The sequence below is a fragment of the Desulfobaculum sp. SPO524 genome, from assembly GCF_044987625.1.
Lineage (GTDB): Bacteria > Desulfobacterota > Desulfovibrionia > Desulfovibrionales > Desulfovibrionaceae > Desulfobaculum.
Window position 1 is genome coordinate 429,185 of record NZ_JBJDSB010000001.1, and the last position, 21,465, is coordinate 450,649.

At 65.2% G+C, this 21,465-nt stretch carries 14 protein-coding genes; 2 read left to right on the forward strand and 12 right to left on the reverse strand.

Annotated features, from left to right (window positions below; translation table 11 throughout):
• Positions 1–307: 307 nt before the first annotated feature.
• Both ACI3L3_RS01840 and ACI3L3_RS01845 read left to right on the forward strand, forming a co-directional pair.
• The gene (locus tag ACI3L3_RS01840; RefSeq protein WP_404843386.1) at positions 308–622 is read left to right on the forward strand and encodes a hypothetical protein; all 315 of its coding nucleotides are present in this window, start codon (positions 308–310) and stop codon (positions 620–622) included.
• Positions 623–1,033: 411 nt separating this feature from the next.
• Positions 1,034–2,554, forward strand: coding sequence for a mucoidy inhibitor MuiA family protein (locus ACI3L3_RS01845; protein ID WP_404843387.1), 1,521 nt, complete (start codon positions 1,034–1,036; stop codon positions 2,552–2,554).
• 127 nt (positions 2,555–2,681) lie between these two features.
• Here the strand turns inward: ACI3L3_RS01845 and ACI3L3_RS01850 are convergent, their stop codons facing one another.
• The 12 genes from ACI3L3_RS01850 to ACI3L3_RS01905 form a co-directional block, all read right to left on the reverse strand.
• Positions 2,682–3,773, reverse strand: a complete 1,092-nt coding sequence (locus ACI3L3_RS01850; RefSeq protein WP_404843388.1) for a hypothetical protein — start codon at positions 3,771–3,773, stop codon at positions 2,682–2,684.
• Positions 3,770–4,918 carry a radical SAM protein gene (locus tag ACI3L3_RS01855; RefSeq protein ID WP_404843389.1) on the reverse strand — a complete coding sequence of 383 codons (1,149 nt, stop codon included), beginning with the start codon at positions 4,916–4,918 and terminating at the stop codon, positions 3,770–3,772. Before ACI3L3_RS01855 ends, ACI3L3_RS01850 begins: the two co-directional genes overlap by 4 nt.
• 11 nt (positions 4,919–4,929) lie before the next feature.
• The gene (locus tag ACI3L3_RS01860) at positions 4,930–5,925 is read right to left on the reverse strand and encodes a glycosyltransferase (protein ID WP_404843390.1); all 996 of its coding nucleotides are present in this window, start codon (positions 5,923–5,925) and stop codon (positions 4,930–4,932) included.
• Positions 5,922–7,790: an asparagine synthase (glutamine-hydrolyzing) gene (gene asnB / locus ACI3L3_RS01865; RefSeq protein ID WP_404843391.1), complete on the reverse strand. Its 1,869-nt coding sequence runs from the start codon at positions 7,788–7,790 to the stop codon at positions 5,922–5,924. Before asnB ends, ACI3L3_RS01860 begins: the two co-directional genes overlap by 4 nt.
• A 1-nt stretch (position 7,791) precedes the next feature.
• Positions 7,792–8,838: an SGNH/GDSL hydrolase family protein gene (locus ACI3L3_RS01870; protein WP_404843392.1), complete on the reverse strand. Its 1,047-nt coding sequence runs from the start codon at positions 8,836–8,838 to the stop codon at positions 7,792–7,794.
• The gene (locus ACI3L3_RS01875; RefSeq protein WP_404843393.1) at positions 8,835–9,584 is read right to left on the reverse strand and encodes a glycosyltransferase family 2 protein; all 750 of its coding nucleotides are present in this window, start codon (positions 9,582–9,584) and stop codon (positions 8,835–8,837) included. Before ACI3L3_RS01875 ends, ACI3L3_RS01870 begins: the two co-directional genes overlap by 4 nt.
• Entirely contained in the window at positions 9,575–10,795 is a 1,221-nt protein-coding gene (locus ACI3L3_RS01880; RefSeq protein WP_404843394.1) for a protoporphyrinogen/coproporphyrinogen oxidase, read from the reverse strand. Before ACI3L3_RS01880 ends, ACI3L3_RS01875 begins: the two co-directional genes overlap by 10 nt.
• Positions 10,796–10,890: 95 nt before the next feature.
• Complete coding sequence (locus ACI3L3_RS01885) at positions 10,891–13,905, reverse strand: hypothetical protein (protein ID WP_404843395.1); 3,015 nt, start codon at positions 13,903–13,905, stop codon at positions 10,891–10,893.
• A complete protein-coding gene (locus ACI3L3_RS01890; protein WP_404843396.1) occupies positions 13,902–15,680 on the reverse strand; it encodes a hypothetical protein in 1,779 nt (592 codons plus the stop codon). Before ACI3L3_RS01890 ends, ACI3L3_RS01885 begins: the two co-directional genes overlap by 4 nt.
• Entirely contained in the window at positions 15,680–17,137 is a 1,458-nt protein-coding gene (locus tag ACI3L3_RS01895; protein WP_404843397.1) for a B12-binding domain-containing radical SAM protein, read from the reverse strand. Before ACI3L3_RS01895 ends, ACI3L3_RS01890 begins: the two co-directional genes overlap by 1 nt.
• A gap of 3 nt (positions 17,138–17,140) precedes the next feature.
• Positions 17,141–19,579, reverse strand: coding sequence for a hypothetical protein (locus ACI3L3_RS01900; protein ID WP_404843398.1), 2,439 nt, complete (start codon positions 19,577–19,579; stop codon positions 17,141–17,143).
• 36 nt (positions 19,580–19,615) lie between these two features.
• Positions 19,616–21,430, reverse strand: coding sequence for a sulfatase (locus ACI3L3_RS01905; protein ID WP_404843399.1), 1,815 nt, complete (start codon positions 21,428–21,430; stop codon positions 19,616–19,618).
• Between the last annotated feature and the right edge of the window lie 35 nt (positions 21,431–21,465).

Sequence of the window (21,465 nt, forward strand, 5' to 3'; positions counted from 1 at the left end):
CGCCGCGCACAGCCATGGTCCAACAAGTGCGGGCGACCAGCCCCAGCGCCCCCTCTCCAGCCCCGCTCAGCCGCACCTGCACGCGGAGGGATTTTACAATCCGAAACATCGTGCCTCCGCCAGTCCGGGCAGAGCACTGGCAACGGCCAGTTTTGCGGTATTGCTCCAAAAAATGCTGATGAAGCCTTGAGCCGCGCCGCGTCTCGCAGTATGACGGAGGACGCACGATACACCCGTGCCTGCACAAACAACCGCCCGCACCGGGCCAAAGCATTTGCGAGAGTTTGCGATGGAAAAGGGATGCACTGTGTACGAAGGTTGGGTTTACGGCATCGGCGAATGGTCCTTCAGCAAGGTGAACAAGCTTCTGAATAACGCTTTCGAAACAGTGTCCTACCAGCACATGGACGGCTCCGGGGCTGTCTATATCAGCGGTGCGGCCCCCATGTTTGAAGACGACGAGGAAAACCGCTCGTCGGTCTTTGACCTGCTTGCCGATGTGGTGGACGAAGACGGCAAGGGCATCATCATCGGCAAGGACTGGTCCCCACACGGCACCCTGTCCCTTACCGCCTACGACTTCACGCACAAGGACTGGTCCTCGCGCACCATTGACGTCTGACTCTTCTCTGCCACATCCGGCGCGGCGTATGGCCCATCCTGTGGGCCGCCGCGCCAGCTGGGGGCGTAGCCCGCGCCCGTGCCCCGTGCCCCCTGCCCACCGGCGTCCCTTTTGTCCTGCGCATGCGGGCGCATTCGCCCATCGGCCTTCGCTCTGCGGCCCCAATATCCCCCCTGCCGCAGCAAGCGTCACCGTTTTGCCGTGCACGGCGCCGCCAGCTCTCCATGTTGCGCCGCAACGCGCCCTGCCGCCAACGGCCCGCAGATGGTGCCGCGCCATCCCGCACACGCCAGACAACCTCCACCCCGCACCGCGAAAAACGCCCCGCCATATTGACCACCCCTGCCGCTGACGATACACCTGAAGGACTGTCCGGCAACAGCATTGCCGTTAACTTTTCAGGAGGATATCATGCGCCTACTCACGGTCATCTGTGCCGCTGTCATCGCGCTCTACCCGGCGCTCAGCGCCTTGGCCGCCCCGGTTCGGGCGGTCGTCTATCCCGATTTTGCCCGCGTTACCGAAACCGCCACCCTGCCGCTGACGCAGACCGAAGGCGGCGCCACGGCAACCTTTACCCTGCCCCACTCCGCCGACCCGAACAGCCTGCGCTTTTCCCTTGAAAACGCCGGCGACCTGACCCTTAAGGACCTCAGCGTCGACAAGGACGTCCGGCAGGAGGAAGCCCGCATCGCCGCCGCGCGCGAGGCCCACGCCAAGGCCGTTGCCGAGTTGCAGGACCTCATCGATGCCCGCGCCGCGCACACCGCCACGGCCGACTACTGGAAGTCCCTGAGCACCGCCGTCACCAGGCGCGACGCTTCGGAATTTGCCACCGCCATCCACACAGGCGTCCTCAAATCCCTGCGCGCGGCCTCGGAGCTGATTCCGCAGATTCAGGATGCCGAGGACAAGGCCGCCCGCCTGCGCCGCAAGCTGAACGACCTGACAGGCGGCAGCGACACCGCTTGGCTGGTCACCGCCCGCTTCTCCGGGCACCCCGCGGCTACGGCGCGCGCCATGTACTCCTACCGCCTGAACAATTGCGGCTGGTCCGCGCACTACGTCATCAACGCCCATCCCAAGAAGGGCGCTGTGGATGTGGCGTGGGACGCCGTCATCACCCAGAAGAGCGGGCAGGAGTGGAAGGACGTCGCCCTCACCCTGTCCACGGCGCGCTTTACCGGCGGCACGGTGCCCCCGCAGAACCGCCCGTGGGTTATTCAGCCCGTGCAGGTGCGCCCGCGCGTCAAAACCCTGCGCGCCGCTGACGCCAACATGGAAATGGCCATGATGGCCGCCCCCGCTGCTGGCGGGCCACAGGCCACCCAGCGCACGGCCTTTGACGAATACGACGCAGGCACCGTGTCCATCCAGTCCGGCGACACCCGGCGCATTGCCCTGCGCCGCCTGACGTGGAAGGCCGACTTTGACGCCATCATCCGCCCGCAGGTATCGGACCGCGCCTACGTTCACGCCGCCATTGAACTGGACGCCGCCCCCAGACTGCCGCGCGGCGAGGCCTCGTTCCTTCTGGACTCGGCCTTCATCCACAAGCGCAGCTTTGCCATGAACGATACCACGGCGGACCTCTACTTCGGCGCGGACCCGTTCCTCAACGTGTCCCTGACCACGGACGACAAGACCTCCGGCAGTGAAGGGTTCCTGACCACCAAGAATACCTACGACTGGAACTGGACCCTCACCGTGCGCAACCAGCACGCCACGCCGGTGGATATCCGCGTGGAGGACGCCCTGCCCCAGCTGCGCGACAAGGCTATCTCCGTCGATATGCGCCTTGGCGGCGCGGACAAGGAGGACGGCCTTGCCGTCTGGACCGCCACCCTCGCCCCCGGCGCAGAGGAGCGCATCCAGTACGGCTACTCCCTTGAGTGGCCCAAGGACATGCACCTTGACCTCGGCGGACGCTAGTCTCCGCTTCCATGCACCACACACTGCGGCGGGCCGCCCCACAAGGGACGGCCCGCCGTTTCTTTTTGGCCTCACATCTCGCCTGCGCGCAAAGCGCTCACCGCCGCGCCCAGTTCAACGCGGCGCGTCAGCGCGCCCTGCACCGCCGCACCCAGCACCAGCCCAGCACCACAAGGCACACCCCAAGGGTGCCAAGACTGATGGCCGCGCCGGTTAAAAAATACCGCTGTGGCTCAAATTCCACCACAACTTCAAAGTCGATGCCCTCCGGGCCTTCGCGCCAGTAGCCGGGCTGGTTCTCCGTTGCCTGAGGCAGCAGGCGCACAAGGCGCGGGTCCACCCACCAGCTATTGGCAAAGCCATTGACCACCCAGTGCAACTCCGCGGGCCACTGGTAGCTGGCCCCCGTCCCGGACGAGGCTGTCCAATGCGCCGGGGCAAAAGGCTCGTCCACGTCCAACCACTCCTTCGCATTGGCGGCAATGCGCCCTGCGCCCCAGTTTTCATCGTACGACCCGGCGGGCAGGTTGTCGTTTTGGATGCTGCGGTGGTAGGCGCGGGAGACAAAGTCCACGGTATACGTCTCCACATGGTCCACGTAATCGCGTCCGTCCTCGTCAAAGCCGTAATGCTTGCGCGATTTCTCCGCGCCATCGCCCAGCGTACTCACCCAGCCCTTGCCGATAAACTCCCGCACACGCTCCGGCGCGGCCTGACCGGCCTCGTTGCCTTCCAGAACGCGGTACTGCGCCAGCAGGGCGTCCATCTGCCGGCGCGGCTGCGGCGTAAAGGGGCGCAGGTACAGCCGCCACTGGGGATGAAAGGTCTCGTTCACCAACAGCGGAAACCCGCCCCGCGCGCCATGTACGCGGATGCGGTAGCGCACGGGACTCACCTTACGAAATTCCATCATAGGCAGGGCAAAGTCCGTCAGCGTCCGCGTCATCTGCACCGGCTGCTCGCGGTCCTGCTTCAGGAGCAGCCGCCCGCCCACGCCGCGCTCGCGCATGACGGCGTCAAGGAGCGCCGCGCCGTCCTCATTCTGGTCCGCAAAAAAGACGCCCGTCTCCAAGGTGAAGGAAGGGTCGCGTACAATGTCCACCATCAGGGTGCGCGGGTCCGGCGGCGGGGCGTCCTCTTCGGCGCGGGCCGCGCCCGCACACGTCAGCAGGCACAGCGCCAGTACCATGGCGGCAACAGCGCTTTGGCGCATGGTCATGACGTTCCCCCTTCGGCAAAGTGGTATTTAAGGGCGCAGCACCGGTAGCACGGCGGCGCGTTGGGATGCCGCGCGATGAAGGACCGGAACTCCTTGGCGACCGGGCTTTTCCATGCGCGGTGCACCCGCGAGGACGTGATGTTGCCAATGACGTGACCGTGACACATTTCCAGATCGCCATTGGCGCGGATGCTCAGCTCCGACCACGGAATGGAGCAAAACGACTGCCGCGACGGAAACCCCGGCGTATAGTAGGCCTCCACGCTGTTGGTCGAAGGCCCAAACCCCACCTTCACACCGTGCTGGGCCTCCAATTCCGGCGCGTTGGCCATAAAGGCCGCAATGCGCTGAATCTGCTCCGGAGAAAAACACCGCTCACCCACGTCCATGCCTTGGAAGGAATCGCCATAGGGCAACTTTTCCGCGTAGTGACGCTGCGGCTCACGGCACACGTCATCCACAAAACTGAGGTGCTGGAAGGTAATCTCCGCCACCCCAAGGCGTCCGGCAAGGGCCACCAGATATTCCAAATCGCCAAGACTCTCAGGAAAAAACGTCGCGTTCAGCTTGATGATGGGAAACACGGAGCGCCGGCGCGCCGCAATGTCCTGCATGGCCTCAATGCCCGCCACAGCGTGGGCAAACGCGCCTTCCAGCCCCCGGTTGGCATCGTGCACCGGCTCGCGCGCATCAATGGACACGGAGAGAAAGGTCAGCCCCGCGTCCAACAGTTCCTGCGCGCGCTTTTTCAGCAGCAGGCCATTGGTGGTCAGCCCGGTCAAAAGCCGCCGCTGCGAGGCCATGGCGATGATGTCCGGCACCTCGCGGTTCATGAGCGGCTCCCCGCCCGTGAAGTAAAACCCCGTGCCCCATGGCCCGGCCTCATCCAGCACAGGGCGCATGGACTCGGCGGTGATGGTCTCGCCATCCGCGCCGAACTGCTCGCGCGATTTCCACACAAGGCACATGGGGCAGCGCATATTGCACCGCTCCGTGGCAAACACCGTGATGATGCGCGGGAAGCCCAGCTCCTTGCGCTGGTTGAAGCGCTCCACATACAGCTTGGGCAGCAGCTTGATAAAGGTGGGCCAATACCGCAGGCCAAGGGCCACACTCTGGCGGAATCCAAGTTTTTTTTCGTCCATGCCCTCTGTCCTTACACCCGTTCGTAGGCGTCTCCGCCCCCGGCAAGCCGTCCAAGAAGCCGCGTCATGCAGTACAGGGCCAGCACCCGGTAGGTGATGCGCAGATGAAACAGCCCCAGCCCCGGGTCCACCTGCCGCACGCGGCGCGCATCGCGCCACAGGGGCAGCACCAGTGCCGCCCGCAGAAACAGCCGCGCCCAGTCCCGCAGGGTAAAGCGGTAGGAGTAAAACGCCCGCACATCGCGGTCCACCCGGCGCATAACGCGCCGCTTCTTCTTGCGCACAAAGGCTTCCGCGTCACCGGCGTGGATGTGCACCACCCCGGCCCGGACCTTGGCGAACGCTCTGCGTCCGCTCTTGACCAACAGGTGCACCACATCCACATGCAAAAACGGCGCATGCGGCACACGCATCAGGTCCGCCCGTCGCACAATGAAGCCGTTGGCCCCAAGGGGCGGAATACGGTCCGGGTCCGTCAGCACCGCTTTAATGTAGTCTCCCCTGTCCTCCTCGGTGCGTGGCGCTCCCGTCCAGTCGCCGGTGACGGCGGAAAATCTGTCGTAATAGCCAAGGTACAGCGCCACAGGGTCGTCCCCGCCAATGGCGGCGCAATAGCGCGTGGGCACGCTGTCCCCCTCGCGCGCCAGATAGTTAAGCGGCTCGCTGGCGCAGATGTCCGGGTCGGCAAAGGGCGCTGTCATTCGCGTCAGCCAGTCCGCGCCGACAAGGACGTTGTCGCTGTCGAGGCAGCACACAAGCTCCCCGCGCGCGGCGGCAAAACCAATGGGGCGGCCCTTGGGATGAATGACGTGCGGATTCTCCAACACCGTCGCGCCATACTCCTGCGCCACCTCACGCGTGCCATCCGTGGAGCCGCCGTCAAGGATGAGTACCTCCACAGCCTCTGGCGGATAGTCCTGCGCCGCAATGGACGTCAGGCACTCCCGCAGCACCGCCGCGCAGTTGTAGGTAGGAATCACGAAGGACACCACGGAATGCGCGCTCACAGATACGCCCTCCTCCACTGCATGTAGACCAGCATGGCCCACAGCAGCTTTCTGTTGTCCCGGCGGCCGTCCACGTGCTCCTCAATGCGGCGCGTCACGTAGCCGGGGGCAAAGTGCCCGCACGCGGCAAGCTCACTTTCGGCCAACGCCTCGCGCATGATTCCGGCAAGCTCGCGCCGCAGCCAGCGCCCAAGGGGAAAGCCAAAGCCCTGCTTGGAGCGGTGCACAATCTCGCGCGGCAAATACCGCTCCGCCACCGTGCGCAGCACGCTCTTGGTCCGCCGCCAGCCCCACTTGTAGCGCACGGGCAGGGCGTGGACATAGCGCGCAAAATCATGATCCAAATACGGAGCGCGCACCTCAAGGGCGTTGGCCATGCTGGCGAGGTCCACCTTGTGCATGATGTCGCCGGGCAGATACCATTCAAGGTCCGCGCGCTCCACGCGGCGGCTGGTCGGCGCGCCCGGCAGAAATTCAGCTTCGGCCTCACGCGGAAAGCGCGGTGCGGCCAGCGCGCCATCGGCAAACAGCCCTTCGCGCTCGCGCGCCATCACATGGGCCTGCCACTCAAAGTGCCGCTCCAGCACCGGCAGGCCAAGCCCCGCCGTAAACCGCCGCAAACGGAAATCAAGGCTGAAGTCCTTATACGAGGTAGGCAGCAGATCCACACCCCGCCGCACTCCGGAAAACACCATTCGCGGCAGCCAGCCCACGGTCCCGGCAAGAGCATGGGCAAGGTGCGTGGGATAGCCGTAAAAAAGCTCGTCCGCGCCATCACCGCCAAGGGCCACGGTCACATGCTCACGCGTCAGGCGCGAGAGGAGATACGTCGGCACCAGCGACATATCCGCAAAAGGTTCATCCAGCAGCGCGCCGATGTCCCCCGCCACCGCGCGCGCGTGCCCCTCCTGCATGGGCAGATAGGTATGCTCCGTGCCAAGGTGCTCCGCCGCCATGCGTGAATAGCGGCTCTCGTCAAAGGACGGATCGTCGTGCACCACGGAAAAGGTCCGAATGCGTGGATGCTCGCGCGCGGCAAGGGCGGCCACAAGGCTGGAATCAATGCCGCCGCTCAGGAACACCCCGAGGGGCACGTCCGCCTCCAGCCTGTCGGCCACCGCGCGGGTGAGGGCGCGGTCCACACCGTCCACGGCCTGTGCGTAGGTGACGCCGTTGAGCGACCCCGCCGCGCCATCAAGGCTCCAATAGCGCCTGCGCTCCACGCGCCGGGTGGCCGCGTCAAAGACCAGCATCTCACCGGGGCACAGCTTGGACCATCCGGCAAAGGCACACTGCGGCGCAGGGATGTAGCCCAACACAAAATACGTCGATAGCGCGCCCACATCCTCACTGAGGGGGACTGCGCCGCGCATGGCCTTCATTTCGGACGTAAAGGCCAGTGCCCCACCCTCGCGCCGCCAGTAGAGTGGCTTCTCGCCAAAGCGGTCGCGCGCAAGGATAAGCCGCCGCCGCGTGCGGTCCCACAAAGCAAAAGCGAACATGCCGCTCAGGCGCTCCACAAAATCGTCGCCCCACTCCAAATACGCGGCCGGGATGACCTCCGTATCCGAGTGGCCGATGAAGCTATAGCCGCGGGCGGTAAGCTCGGCCCGCAGCACGCGGTGGTTGTAGATTTCGCCGTTAAAGACCACCACAGCGCGGCGCGTGGCATCGTGCATGGGCTGACGGCCATTCTCGGACAGGTCAATAATGGACAACCGCCGGTGCCCAAGGAGCACGCCCTCGTCCTCCCACACGCCGGACTGGTCCGGCCCCCGGTGGGCGATGGCGTCGAGCATTGTGGTAAAGGTTCCAGCGTCTACGCCAAAGGCGGACGGCTCCACCATGCCAAGGATGCCGCACATGCTACGCGCCCCCATCCGTGGCGGCGACGGAGGTCGCCTTGTCCTTGGGAGCAACAACAGCGCTCAGCAGTTTGCTCCGCTGGAGCGTGTCGTACAGGGCCGCAGCAATAACGGCGTCCCCCGGCGGGTGCAGATGGATGCCATCCTTACGGAAATAGGTTTCGCGCACCACTTTGCGCGGCAGGGCATCAAAGATGCGCTCCAGGTCGCACAGCGCCGCGCCGCGCTCCTGCGCCACCTCGCGCACAATGGCGTTGTAGCGGCGGTGGGTGGGGATGAGGTCCGCAAGGTCATGCAGCCAGCGCAGTTTGAGGTACTCCGGTTCCTTACCGCGTTCATGGGATGTGGGAGCGGTCAGCAAAACGGGCGAGGCCCCGGCGGCGCGGCACATATCCACCATGGCCTCCATGTTGGCGCGGTAGTCCGCCTCGGTGACGCGATTTGTACCAAGGGTAATCACGCCGGGCTTGACGAGGTTGGTCGCCCACAGCTTGTTCATAAGCTGCACGACCCGCAGGTGGCTGAGACCCATGGGCAACAGCACAGACGAGATGTCCTTGTCCTCCACCCCAAAACTGGCCCAGTGGTCATTCCAGCCAAAGTAGATGGTCACCACCTTGGGCTGAAGCGGCAACACGTCGCGCGCCACCTGCACACGCCCCTGATAGGACGACCACCCGGCCACACCGGCGTTGAGGTACGGCACGCTCTTGCCGGGGCTTTCAGCCGCCACCAGCTCCGCAAACTGTGTGTCGTAGGAACCAATCTGCGTGCAGGAATCGCCCACAAAGACGATGCGCGGCGGATCCTCCCGCGCCTTCTGGAATGAATCCGCGTAGTCCTTGGTCACCCAAAACAGGTCATCATCAATGGTGTAGGCCTCGCGGATGGCCTTGGGGTGCGGCCAGCCGAACTGCACCTGCGTCAGGTACGGCTCAAAGGACCACCCGGCAATGCGCAAGGTCGCCTCCACCAGCCCCACGGCAAACAGTACCGACACAGCAACAAGCGCAAGGGCGATACGCCACCGCCGGAAACCACCACTCATGATGCGTCCTCCTTGTGGGCCTGTGCAGGGATAACCGTCTCCGCCGTCCATGGCCGCCGTGCGCCGCGCCGCCGCAGTTCACGCGCAAAAAAGCAGAGAATGCGCCAGCCCGTGGGCAGCGCCTTGAAGTGCGTTGTCCCGGCCAGCCGCCCGCCCTCACGCACGGGGAATTCCGCGCGCGGCAGGCGCATGCGGTAGGCGCGCACCACCATTTCCAAATCAATGCTCACGCCGCTGCGCTCCAGCCCCATGCGCCAGAAGGCGGCGGTGGTAATGCCGCGCACGCCGTGGAGCACATCGCCAATGCGCGCGCCTTCGCGCTTCCATACCAGCGCGGCGGCAAGGGCCAGCCCCTGCACAAACCATTTGCGCGGGCGAAAGAAGGTGTCGTCCTCCTCATTACGCCCGCCGGGCGCGTTGCGGCTGGCCACCACCAACTGCGCCCCGGCGTCGAAGGCTTCGCGAAAGCGCAACACGCAGGCGGGGTCAATGCTGCCCTTGGGGTGAAAGAACACTATGGCGTCGCCCGTACACTGCTCCACAGCCTCAAAATACGCCGCGTTGTAGCCCTTGCGGCGTTGGGCGCGCACGTCCACGCCCTGCTCCCGCAGGTATTCCACCGTGCCGTCGTCACTGCCGCCATCCAGAGCAAACACCTCGTCAAAGGCGTCCATGGGCAGGCGCAAAATGTCATGACGGCATCCGTCCACCTCGTTCCAGCACAATATGCACAGCGTCAGCCGCATGCACGCTCCCCGCCGCAGTCCCGCGCAGTCATCCGGTCCGCCATGGCAAGGGCGCGGGCCACCGCCACATCGGAATTCACATGCTCCCACTCGCCCCAACGGCCAAGGCCGGTAATGCCCATCCCCTCGGCCCAGCCAAGGATACGCCGCATGCGCTCCGGCTTGCGGACGGTATTCAGCGGATAGGCGTACTCATGCGCAAAGCCTTCGCCCTGCGGCGCGCGGTGCAGGGCCGTCTCGGTCCAGCCGCCGCGCGAGCCGGGCAGGAAATTCTGCCGCCACAGTTCGCGGTGGTGCGCCACATTCTCGTCCGGCACATACACCCAGTGCGCCCGCGTTTGTGGCCGCTCCGCCACAGGAGTCACACGCACACCCACATGGCGCAGGGCCGCCATGTCCCCCGCCACGGCATCCGGCACCCCCGGAAACTCCCGCCACAACGGCCACGGGATGGTGGTGACGATACGCTCCGCGCGCCACTGGCCGTTCACCGTCAGGGTGCCCGCCTCCACAGCGCGCACAGGGGTTGCGGTTTGAAGCCGGTCCCCCAGCGCCTCGGCCATGCGCAGCCACACCTCGCCGTAGCCCGCCGCGCGCGGATAATAGAACGCGGCATGCGCCGGAACCTTCCCCACCGGCCGCCGCGCAAGGCAACTCTCGATGCTGTCGCGCAGGGAGACGTCCGGGAGCTTCTCCAACCAGTACGTGCCAAGGCGCGACAGGTCTTCGCCCCACAGCTTGCGGTTGTAGGGCAACATGTATTCGTCAGCGATGCGCCGGCCCAGCTTCCACACAATCCAGTCCTCAAACCCTGTGGGCCGCGGCGCTCCCGTGGTGCATCCGGCCTCGGCAATGGAAACCAAAAACGCCACCTGCTCCTCCAGCGGCAGCTGCCAGAGGTTCGCCTCAAAGGGATAGTCCATCTCCACGCCCTTGTAGCGGATGGTGGAGCGGCGCTCATGCCGCGCCCACTCGCTTTGGGGCATGAAGGAAAAGAGCAGGTCCAGCACCGCCGGGTCGCGCACATCAAGGAAGTGCCCTCCGCCGATGTCGCAGGCCGCGCCATCCACCTGCGCACTGCGGCACAGCCCGCCGGCCTCCTCCTCGGCCTCCAGGACGACGAAGGAGTCCTCGCCCCGGCGCAGAAGCCCATGGGCAAAAGCAAGGCCTGACGGCCCCGCACCGAGGATGGCAAACCGGACATGCTTCACGGGCGCGCTCCCTGCCGAACAATGGCGGTTCTTTGAAACATTTCAGAGATTCATGCCACAATACACGCTCCGCACCACTGCGCCAAGGCGGGGCGTCATCTTTTCGGGTCCGGGACCTGCGCGCGCTGCATCAGCGCCGCCTCGTCCACGCGCACCGCCCACTTGGGTTTCATGCCCGAAAAGCGAAGCGTCACCGGCAAAACCTGCGGCGACATCAGCCACGATGGGGCGGCATCCAGCGGAACAATATACGTCCCACTGCCACCGGAAAACGTCACGCTGTGTCCGGGACCGTCGCCCCACCGGGCCTCAACACGCCCCACCGCGCCGGGAACGTTGTACCGCAGGCGCAGCACAAGCAGCCCGGCACCGCGCCCGGTTGCGTCGTCCCCGCCGGGGACGATGGTCACGGCGTCGCGTCCATTCTTGGGGCGCAGCCAGCCGCCAGTGACAGGAACATCCGGCTCCGGCTTCACAGCGCAGGCCGTCACGGGCCGCATCTGGTCAGCAAGGCTGGCCTCGGACTGCCCCCACGAGGCCGGCAAACGCTCCACGTCGCGCTGGTAAAACGCCCTGTTCCACAGCGACAGGGCCGTCTCGTCCACCATACGCGCCACGGTCACGCCGCCGGGGATGGCCTTGGCGCGGTCCACCACATCGGGCCGCAGCAAAAAGACCAGCCCGTACCACTCACAGGGCACGTAATTTTCCATAACGTAGCGGTAAACAAGATGGGCGCGCAGGGCGGCAGTGCCACCGTTGTGGTTTTGGTTGTCGGCGTAGGCAAGGACAAGGGGCGGCGGGTCCGCGCTCAGCCGCGCCACGGCGCGGCGCTGCTGGCCGGGATGCGGCATGTTGTACACGGCGGGAATGTTCACGGGGACACGCTTCCGAAAATAGAAGTACTGCGCGTTGTGGTTGGTCATGTCAAAATACGTCTCGCCGCGGCGCAAAACGGCGTCCAGAAGCATCCGCACCTTTTGCAGGCGGTTCATGTGCCGCGCCTCGCGGTCGGGGCGCTTTTTGATATAAAAGGTCTGCAGGCTGGGGATGCCGATGTCCGCGCCCTCGAACAGCGGCTCGGAATAGCGCGGCATATGAAACAGCGCCTGCACGCGGGCCTGTGGCAAAAATTGCCAAAACCCGTAGACCATACCCACCACTCCGGCGGCAAGGGCCAGCCCCCACAGCCGCCGCGCCTTGGGCCATCCGCGCCGCCGCGCAAAAAGCACAAGGGGAAGCAGCGCGCCCATGGCCCACATGGTGGCCACACCCGGCCGCGACATGCCGGAACCAATGCTCCCGGCTGAGCGCACCACAAACAGCACCATCAAGACGCTCACGGGCACCGCCACAACGGCAAGGCGCTCCCAATGCGGGCGCCCCCAGTCGCGCACCAGTAGCACCACAGGGACGACAGCCATAAAGATGAAGCCAAAGCGGAGGAACTCCCACAGCCCCGGTGCGGTCTTAACCGTGGGCTTGGCCAGCGTCAGCGACCACGGCAGGGAGTTGGCCACATCGTTGACCTGCGCATTCTCCAGCCCATAGCGCACCGCGCCGAAGATGATGCTCCCAAGGGGGGTCAGGAACAGCACCCCCACCGCCACAGCCGTCCCCACCACGGCAACGCGCGCCAGCAGAGCGCGCTCACTGCGCAGCGCCCCCCACAAAGCCATGCCGCCAAGGGGAAACGTCGCCAGCACCAATAAGCCCCCCTGTCCGGGCGCAAACAGCACCAACGCCGTGCCTATGGCCACCCACGCGGCCAGCCACCACGACGGCGACAGCCGCCACCAGAGGAGCGCCAATCCGCACAGGCCCACAGTGAGCACGGCGTGAATGCGCAGCAAGCCATCAAGAGGCAAAAAGATGATGCACACCAGCGCCGGAATGCGCCCCGCCACGCGCGAGACTGCTGCATACACGGGCAGCAGCAACAGCAGCATCTGCATGTTGCGCGCAAGGAAGAACGTCCCGGTCGAGCCATCGCCAAACAGGTCCGTGAAAAACATCTTGCAGTAGCTGACCAAGCCCCGAACAGGGTCGAAGTCCACATACGGCAGTGCGCCGTGCTCCTTCAGCATCCACCACGGCAGCAGTTGCTCGCCGGTGTGGTAGTCGCTGCGCTCCAGATGCGGGATCATACTCCCCGAAGCCTTCATGAAAAACACCGCCGCGCACACGCACGCCGGAGACAGGGCGGCAAAAAGTCCGGCGCCCCCCTTGCGGCTGCGCAGCGTCACCCGGACAAGGTCCGCGTACGCTCCGGCCAGCATCACCGCCGTGAAGCCTTCCAGCGCATGCCCACGGGCAAAGGTGTACTCCACGCCATCCACCATCCACGGCAACGGGAGCAGGAGCAGGAGAATGCACGGTACGGGAATTTGCACGGCCACAAGGAGCCACCGCAGGCGCCGCCGCACAGCCGCCCGCCGCCCGCCAATCACGGCGCTCAGGGCCGCGCTTGCCGCGCCAACCAGTCCGCCGGTGGTCAGGGCCGTCATGGCCTGCGGCGCGTGCAGACCGGGCGCGTCAAATACAAGCCGGTCCGCCACCGCCATAACGCCCACTCCGGCGGCCATGCCCATCAGTCCCATCACGGCCACACCGCCAACAGCCTCGGTCAGCGCCGCCTCATCGCAGCGGCGTACCCGCCAGAGGACGATGCAGGTCAGCGCGCCCACACCCAGCGCGCCCGCGGCCGAGGCATACAGCAGATGCTCCATGGCAGAGGTCAGCGTCACGCGCGAGGCCAACCACAACAGCGCGGGGACGGCCATCACCGCCAAAAGGCCAGCATACGGCTGCCCAAGCCCGCGCCGCAGGGCCTGTGCGCCAGCCCACGCGAGGGCGGCAAACGCCGCAAGAAAGGCCCCAACACCGCAGTAAAACGCCGCATAGTCGCCGCTCTTGGTCCAGCCCTGAAAGGCCAGATTCCCCGCCACAAAAAAGGAATAGTCCACCGGCGCATCCAGCATGCGCCAGCCTAAATACGCCGCGCCCGCGCCAACGCACAGCGCGGCAAGGGCAAGCTCCGGCAAGATGGCCCGTAGCCCCCCTGCGGCCATCTCGGCCCGGTTGGGGGCTTCCCGGAGTGTTTCGGTCATGACCCTGCCTCCACCGTCAGCGCCCGTGGGACGGGGCGCACCATGGGCGCGAACCCGCGCGGCGCGTACATATCGCACCACGGCCCGCGCACCACCCGCGTCAGCGCGCCGGACTGCTCCAGTGCGTCCTGCATGCTCCGCCGCCCATTGCGCCACACCATCATAAGGGGACCGTCCTCCTCCACATCACGGCGAAAGAGCACGGCCTTGGCCGAAAACAACGCATTCAGACGCTCCACGTCGGCGCTGTCCTGCTGCTTGTAAAAGCGCTGCGTCCACGCCCGCACAGCGGGAAACGCGCCGGAAAAGGGATAGGCAAACACCGCCGTATCCGGGCAGGCCTGCACCAGCATGTCCCCGGACTGGGCCGCCACTTGATGCGTGTTCGCAAGGTAGCGCGGGCTGATGCTCACGGGCAGAAAGGTCACCCGGCCAAGGCGGTCATCTGCCCGCGCGCCCCACAGCGCCGCGCCGTACTCCTGCGGCACCGTGTAGTTATCCAGCACGCCAACCTTTTGGGGCACCAAGCGCTCGCGCCCAAAGTCGCCACTCCAAAAGGACGCCCCGCGCAGGAGCAGCAGCGCCGTGACAACAAGCACCAGCCCCGGACGGGTGGAGCGCGCGCCAAGGGCTATGGCCAGCACAAAGGGAAACAGCACCGTCGGCAACACCATCAGCCGCTGGGGCGAGCGAAACAAATGCGTCACCGGAATATTCTCAAAGGCCCACATGAGCACCGGCGCAAATACGCCCTTGCCCACCGCCGCCACACCAACAGCCACAAGCCACGCCCCAACCAGCAAGCGCTCGCGCCTGTCCAGCGCCCGACCAAGGCCCACCATCCGCCACAGCACCACGGCAAGCACGCCGCCGGACGCCGCCAAAAACAGCAGCGTGGACGGATGCGCGCGCAGAAAAAAGTCACGGTTGTTGTATCCCGCACCAAAGAAAGTCAGGTGCAGCGCCTGTGAGGTTCTGGGAATGCCCTCGGCCTGCAGGCCGTAGTCCTGCATGGTGACGCCAAGGCCAAGGCCGCTTTGCGTCAAAAACAGCGGCGCGAGGGCGTACATGCACAGAAGGATGCTCACCCCGGCCACAAGGGCAAAGCCCGCCACATTGCGCCACGACAGCCACCACAAACAGCACAGCGCAAAAAAGCCCCAGCATAAAACGAAATTTTGCGCGGAAGGCAGCACAAGGGAAAGGAGCACAGCCAGCGCCACCACCTCCCCCGCGCCATACCGCCCGGAGGCGAAGCACACCACCCGCCACACCACAAGGGGCAGCAGCGGCAGGGTCACATACTGCGGCACCGCCCCGCCGATGGTGATGTTGAAAACAAACGGGGATATGCCATAGGCCACGCCGCCAAGCCACGCCGCCATCTGCACCCGCTCATCCTGCGCGCGGCCCTCGCCCGCCGCCGTCAGCACCCGCACCAGCACATACCGCATGCTGAGCATGGACAGCGTCAGCACCGCAAACAGCAGTCCCTTGGATGCCACGTGTCCATCCAGCCCCAGCACCCCAAGGCCGCTGTACAGCCACACAGGGAGCAGCGTGGTCAGCTTCATGCCCATCAGCCCGCCAAGGGCGTGCTTTTCCCACGCAGACGGGGCGCAATGAAAGATGTCCGCCAGATAGAACGAATACGGGGCAATGGGCGCATCCCAATTGTGGCCCACCGTGCCCGGCTCAAGGGCAAAGCGCCACAGCGCCCCCGCCGCCAGCGCGGCAAAGGCCACCACAAGAAGCACGCGACGCCCGGCGCTCATTACCGCTCCCCGAACTTCAACCAGCTCAGGGCGTAGTCCAGCGCCACCCACTCCACGGGGAAGGCGAACAGCTTCTTTTGCCAGCGCCACTGCGCAATCTTGCACAGGCTGTAGTGGATGGCCTTGAGGAGCTTTCTGTTCTCAAGGATGCCCGCGCCCCGGTAGCCCCGGTAGGCAAAGTCAAACTTGGTCAGCAGGGTGATGGTGCGGATAAGGCGGAACATGGAGCGCTCAAAATGCGCCAGATTCTTGGGGTCGTTGTAGTAGAACTCGCCCCACTCTTCGAGGGAGGCGGGGGGCGTGTAGCCTTCATCAATGCAGTTTTGCATCAGCGCCGTCCCCGGCAGAGGGGTAAAGGCCGAAATCTGCCCGATCCACACCTTGTCGTACATGTTGGAGCATGTGTCGATCAGCTCAAAGGTCTGGCGCATTTCATCCACCGATTCACCGGGGAAGCCGATCATAAAGGACAGCCCGGCGTTCAGGTCATTGTCGCGCAAAATCTCCACGGAACGGATGACCTGATCCACGGTAATCTGCTTGTTGATGAGCTTCAGGATGCGCGGGGAGCCGGACTCCACGCCAAAGTTGATCCAGTCGCACCCGGCGCGGCGGATAAGGTCCAGAAACTCTTTGTCGTACTTCACCACGTAGTTGGCGCGCGAGAAGATGGGCCACTTGAGCTTCACCCCGCGCTTGATGAGCAGCTCCGCAATGGCGGCCACGCGCTTTTGGGAGACGGCGAACTCGTCATCGGTGAACCATACCTGCTCCACGCCGTACTTGCGCACCACGAATTCCAGCTCGTCCACCACACGCTCCGGCGATTTGGAGCGCCACTTACGCTTGTGGAACACCGGGTCGTAGCAGAAGCCGCACTTGTGCGGGCACCCGCGGCTTGTCTCCAGATAAATGATGGAGGGCTTGCGCTGGAACTCCACATACCGCTCGGTTTTCAGAAAGTCGTAGTTGAGGAACGGCGTCTCATCGAGGTTCAAAAACGGCCTGTCCGGCGTGGAAACGACTTCGCCGTCCTTCGTATAGGTGATGCCCTGCACCGTGGACAGGTCGCCGCCATCCACAATGGTCTCCACCAGTTCGCAGGTAGTGATTTCACCTTCCTGCCGGGTGACGATGTCCACCAGCGGATGCTCTGCGGTCTGCTCGGGCAGTAGCGTCGCGTGGACGCCGCCGAAAACAATAGGCGTCTGCGGGCAACGCTGGCGCACAGTGGCCGCCATGGCGAGGGCGCTCTTAATTTGCGGGCCGGACAAAATGGAAAAGCCCACAAGGTCGAACCCCTCGGGGTGAAAATCCGCCATGTTCTCCACCTGCGCGTCAAAGACCACGGCCTCGTGCCCGCGCGCCTTCAGGTAGTTGGCAATGGGAATGAGGGAATACGGGAACCGGTAGCCCAACAGCCGCAAACTCGGATACACCAACAGCACTCTCGCCATAGCTCATTCCCCCACGGATTGCTCGGTCTGCGCCATATGCGCCACGCGGCGGGCGCCCCACGCCCGCGCAAGTCCCTCGTCCAGCGCCGGAAACGTGGCCGCCACAAGGGCCGTCCCGGCTAAGTAGTACATGGCCGTGGTCACGGGCGTTATCAGCGCGCGGCCATGGAGCACGCTGTCCAGCGCTACCGCCACGGCCAAACAGCCGCCCAGCACCAACGCGGCCGCCACAAACAGCCGCTCCGGCGCGGCAAACACGCCGCCCGGCCCTTCGCCAATACGGCGGTGGGCAGCGCGGCCGGCGTGCCACACCACCAGCACCAGCGCCATCCCCCCAAGGGTGAAGGCGTCGTAAAATGTCCGCAAAAAGATCACCTCGCCCCACGGCGCGTCCCAAAACGGCACCTGCGTGCGGGCGCGCATAAAGGACGGCCAATACGTCGCCGCGCCAAGCGCCAGCCACGCGGCGGCCAGCGCCGGGTCCGGAATGCGGGCATACGCCGCGCCAACCCCGCGTACCAGCCGCCCACGCCCACGCAGGGCAATAATGCCAAAGACCACGGCAAGGGCCACAATCCCCTGCATCTTGGACGGCCCCTGAGCGGCCAACGCGGCCTTGGGCGCGCCTGACGTCGTCCACGCCGGAGACGACAACGCCACCGCCCCGCCAAGCCCGCGCACCAGCGGCGCGTACCCGCGCAGGGCGTACACGCCGCACTCTTTGGCCTCGCTTTCCTGCTGCAGGGCGGCCATGGCTGGCAGAGTGCGGTCCAGCACCTCACGGTTCTCCAGCCAGATGCCTTTCAGGCGCGAATGGTCCTCCACGTCACGGCGTATGACGAGCTCATAGGCGGAAAACATCCCACCCAGCATGGCGATGCTGCGCTCGTCGCCTTCATAAGCGGTCCATGTCAGCGCATTGAGATACGGATACGCGCTGTGGAAGGGGAACACATGCACTGCCGTCTTCGGGCAACTCTGAAAGACAGGGTCGCCGCCTGCGGTTGGGCGTTGGTAGCGGCGCGGCAAATACTTCGGCGAATGCGACACCGGCAAAAACAGAATGCGCCCACTGCGCGAGTCCACAGCCATATCGCCAAGAAAGTGTGCGAACTCCGGCGCGGTACGGAAGTTGTCCATGGCGCTATTTGTCGGCTCGTGCTCCAGCTTCCAGATGCCAAGGTCGCCGCCATAAAAGGACGCGCCGCGCACAAGGGCCAGCGCCACAAGCACGGCGCACACCACCCCGCCCCGCCGGGACGAGCGCACATACCGCGCCCCCAGCATCGCCACCACAATGGCGAAAAAGAGCGTCGGCAGCAGCATCAACCGCTGGGGGGAGCGGAAGATATGCGTCGCGCCAATATTCTCATACCCCAGCATCATAATGGCGGCGAAAGGCCCCTTGCCCGATGCGGCCACACCAACGCTCACAATCCACAGCGTGATGAACAGCCGCTCGCGCCAGCCAAACTCCCGCCGCCAGCGCAGCACGCCCGCCCCGGCCATAAGCAACAGCGGCGCGGCGCACGCGGCAAACAGCCACGGCGTCAGCGGAACAGCCTTCAGGAACAGGTCCCGGTGCTTCCACCCCGCGTTCAGCGCGGTCAGATACAAATTCTGCGCATGGCGGATGATGCCGCTGGCCTGCGCGGTATAGTCCATGCCCTCCACGCCGCCGCCAAGGCCGCCGCTCGCCAGAAAGAGCGGCAGAAAGCTGTAGGCGTTCAGGAGGCAGGTCAGCGCCGCCGTGGCCGCGCAGGCCGCCACCAAGCGCCAGCGCCACCGCACCACGACGATGAGCGCAAACAGCCCCCACATGATGAAATAGTTCTGCACCGAGGCCACAACCAGCGAAAAGCACAGCGCCAGCCCCACCACGCGCGGCGCGGCGGGCCGTCCCTCGGCCAGTTCCAGCATCAGCCGCAGCATGGGCGGCAGTACCGGAAACATAAAAAACTGCACAAAGGACCCCGTCACCACCGAGCCGAACACAAAGGGCGAAAGGCCGTACAGAATGCCTGCGCTCAGGGCCACTGCCTCAGCGTGCATGGCGTCCATGCGCCGCGTGCTCTCGCTTGTGGTGAGCAGCCAGCGGCACAGCGAGGCCATACCCCACACGGACCCGCCAATGAACACCGCCACCCACAGCTTGGTGGCAAGGTGCCCATCCATATCCATAAGGCCAAAGGACGAATACAGCGTCACCGGGATGATGGTGGTCAGCTTCATGCTCATCACCCCGCCAAGGTAGTGCTTTTCCCATGCGTGAAACGCGCTGCGGAAGACATCCGCCAGATAGAAGGAATGCGGCGGCACAAGCCAATCGTTCAAGTGTCCCATGCATCCGGGCACCAGCAACAGACGCCACATGCACGCCACCGCCAAAAGAACGGGTGCAAGGCGGATGAGCCACCAGAGTGCTGTGTCTCTGCGCGTCATGGCATTCCCATTTCCGGATGCTGTGTGTGAACGGGGCTAGAGGTAGCCAAGGTCCTTCAGCCGCTGAATAAGCGCCGGGTCCTTGTGGATGTCCGGCGGCACAAAGTCCGCGTTGGCGTAGCGCGTGCGCAGCGCCGCGCAGCGGGACTGGGCGGCCACCAGCGCCGCATTCAGGCGGTAGCCGGCTTCCCCTGCGCTGTCGGCGGCATTGGTCCGCTCGCCGGGGTCCGCGCCAAGGTCATAAAAGGCGTAGCTCCCCGTCATACGGCCACGTATGAGCTTTGCCCCGCCGTAGACCATGGCGTCCTGCGCCTCGGGCGCAAGCTTATGGTTCAGCACCTCGCTGTACACCGGGCCGGCAGGAGCGCCGTCCAGTACGTGAGGCAGCAGTCCCGGCTCCCACATGCCATCGGCCTCATACCCAAGGCCCGCAAGGTCGAGGATAGTCGGCCCAAGGGCCATCTGGCTCACCGGAGTCGTCACCAGCCCATGGGGCATTCGGCCACGCATGCGCATCCACAGAGGCACACGGATTTGCTCGTCCGTCAGGCGCTGGCCATGGCCCCACCCGCCACGGTCGCCCAGCTCCTCGCCGTGGTCGGCGGTGAGCACCACAAGGCTGTCGTCATAGCGCCCACTGCGGCGCAGTTCGCCAAAGATGCGCCCTAGCTGAAAGTCCGTGTAGCGCACCTCGCCGTCGTACATGGCAACAAGGTCCTCGCGGCGGACGGTTTTCTTGTCGCATTTGTAGCACCCCGCGCCGATGGAATAGTCTTCCAGCGCTTTGTAGTCGCCGTGGCCCGGTTCAAGGTAGCCGCGATAGAAGTCCCGCGGCGGGCGATACGGCGCGTGGGGGTCGATAATGTTGATGAAGGCAAACACCGGCAGGTCCGCGTAGCGCGCAAGCTGTTCGGCGTAGGCCTCGGCCGAGTAGCGCGCAAGCTCCATACGAAAGCGCCGCCCCCCTTCGGGCAGGTCCACACTCTCGCGGATGTAGCCATACTGGTCGAAGCCCTGCGCAAAGCCAAACGTCGGCGCCAAATTCCCCACCGTGTACAGCCCAAGGGTCAGGTACCCCGCATCACGGAAACGTTCGGCAAGGGTGGTGAACTGCGGCCCGACGGCCTCCAGCCCCGGAACCAGTCCCTCATGCGCCACACGCTTGGACACCGCCATGTGTACCGACGGCGGCAAACTCGTGAGCAATGAGGCATAGCTTGGCCGCGTCCATGGCGCGGCGGAGTAGGCCCGCTCAAAGAGCGTCCCCTCGCCCATGTGGGCGTCAAAGACGGGTGTGGTTTTGCGGTGGTAGCCGTAGGCCGACATATGGTCGGCGCGCAGCGTATCGATGGTGACGAGATAGACGCTGGGGCGCTGCTGCGCGCGCTGCGGCGTAAGTACCAAGGGATTGCCGATGACCACCTGCCCTGCCGAGGTCGCCCCCTTCACCATCACGCGCGCCGCGCCGCCAAGGCCGCCCACCTGCGCCGTCAGCGTGGCAAAGGTGCCCGGCTCGGGCGAGCATTCACGGGTGATGCTGCCTTCTGGCGTATCGATGGTGACGCGCAGGTCCTGCCGCGGCGCGTCCTCCTCAAGGCCTATGGCGACCTCAAGGCGGGACCACCGCGCCGTGTGGAAGGAGCCTATATCCAGCGGCTGGCCAAGCTCGGCCACACGCGCGGGCATGGTCTGCCCGCCAAGGGTGACCTCGCGCACGCCCTCGCCGCCGGGGACCATGGGGCGCTGGACGGGCGGGATGTCACTGTCCACAGCCGTTATCCGGCACGCCGGAGCAAACAAAGAAGCCAGAGCCACACCGCCGCAGCCCTTCAGGAAGTCACGTCGTTTCATGGCAATATCCACTTGCGTTACGAAGCCAGGTGCAG

Bases quoted from the DNA above. Each gene is read 5' to 3' on its own strand.
- ACI3L3_RS01845 (WP_404843387.1), top strand. From the start codon at position 1,034: ATGCGCCTACTCACGGTCATCTGTGCCGCTGTCATCGCGCTCTACCCG.
- ACI3L3_RS01850 (WP_404843388.1), bottom strand. From the start codon at position 3,773: ATGACCATGCGCCAAAGCGCTGTTGCCGCCATGGTACTGGCGCTGTGC.
- ACI3L3_RS01855 (WP_404843389.1), bottom strand. From the start codon at position 4,918: ATGGACGAAAAAAAACTTGGATTCCGCCAGAGTGTGGCCCTTGGCCTG.
- asnB (WP_404843391.1), bottom strand. From the start codon at position 7,790: ATGTGCGGCATCCTTGGCATGGTGGAGCCGTCCGCCTTTGGCGTAGAC.
- ACI3L3_RS01870 (WP_404843392.1), bottom strand. From the start codon at position 8,838: ATGAGTGGTGGTTTCCGGCGGTGGCGTATCGCCCTTGCGCTTGTTGCT.
- ACI3L3_RS01875 (WP_404843393.1), bottom strand. From the start codon at position 9,584: ATGCGGCTGACGCTGTGCATATTGTGCTGGAACGAGGTGGACGGATGC.
- ACI3L3_RS01885 (WP_404843395.1), bottom strand. From the start codon at position 13,905: ATGACCGAAACACTCCGGGAAGCCCCCAACCGGGCCGAGATGGCCGCA.
- ACI3L3_RS01890 (WP_404843396.1), bottom strand. From the start codon at position 15,680: ATGAGCGCCGGGCGTCGCGTGCTTCTTGTGGTGGCCTTTGCCGCGCTG.
- ACI3L3_RS01895 (WP_404843397.1), bottom strand. From the start codon at position 17,137: ATGGCGAGAGTGCTGTTGGTGTATCCGAGTTTGCGGCTGTTGGGCTAC.
- ACI3L3_RS01900 (WP_404843398.1), bottom strand. From the start codon at position 19,579: ATGACGCGCAGAGACACAGCACTCTGGTGGCTCATCCGCCTTGCACCC.
- ACI3L3_RS01905 (WP_404843399.1), bottom strand. From the start codon at position 21,430: ATGAAACGACGTGACTTCCTGAAGGGCTGCGGCGGTGTGGCTCTGGCT.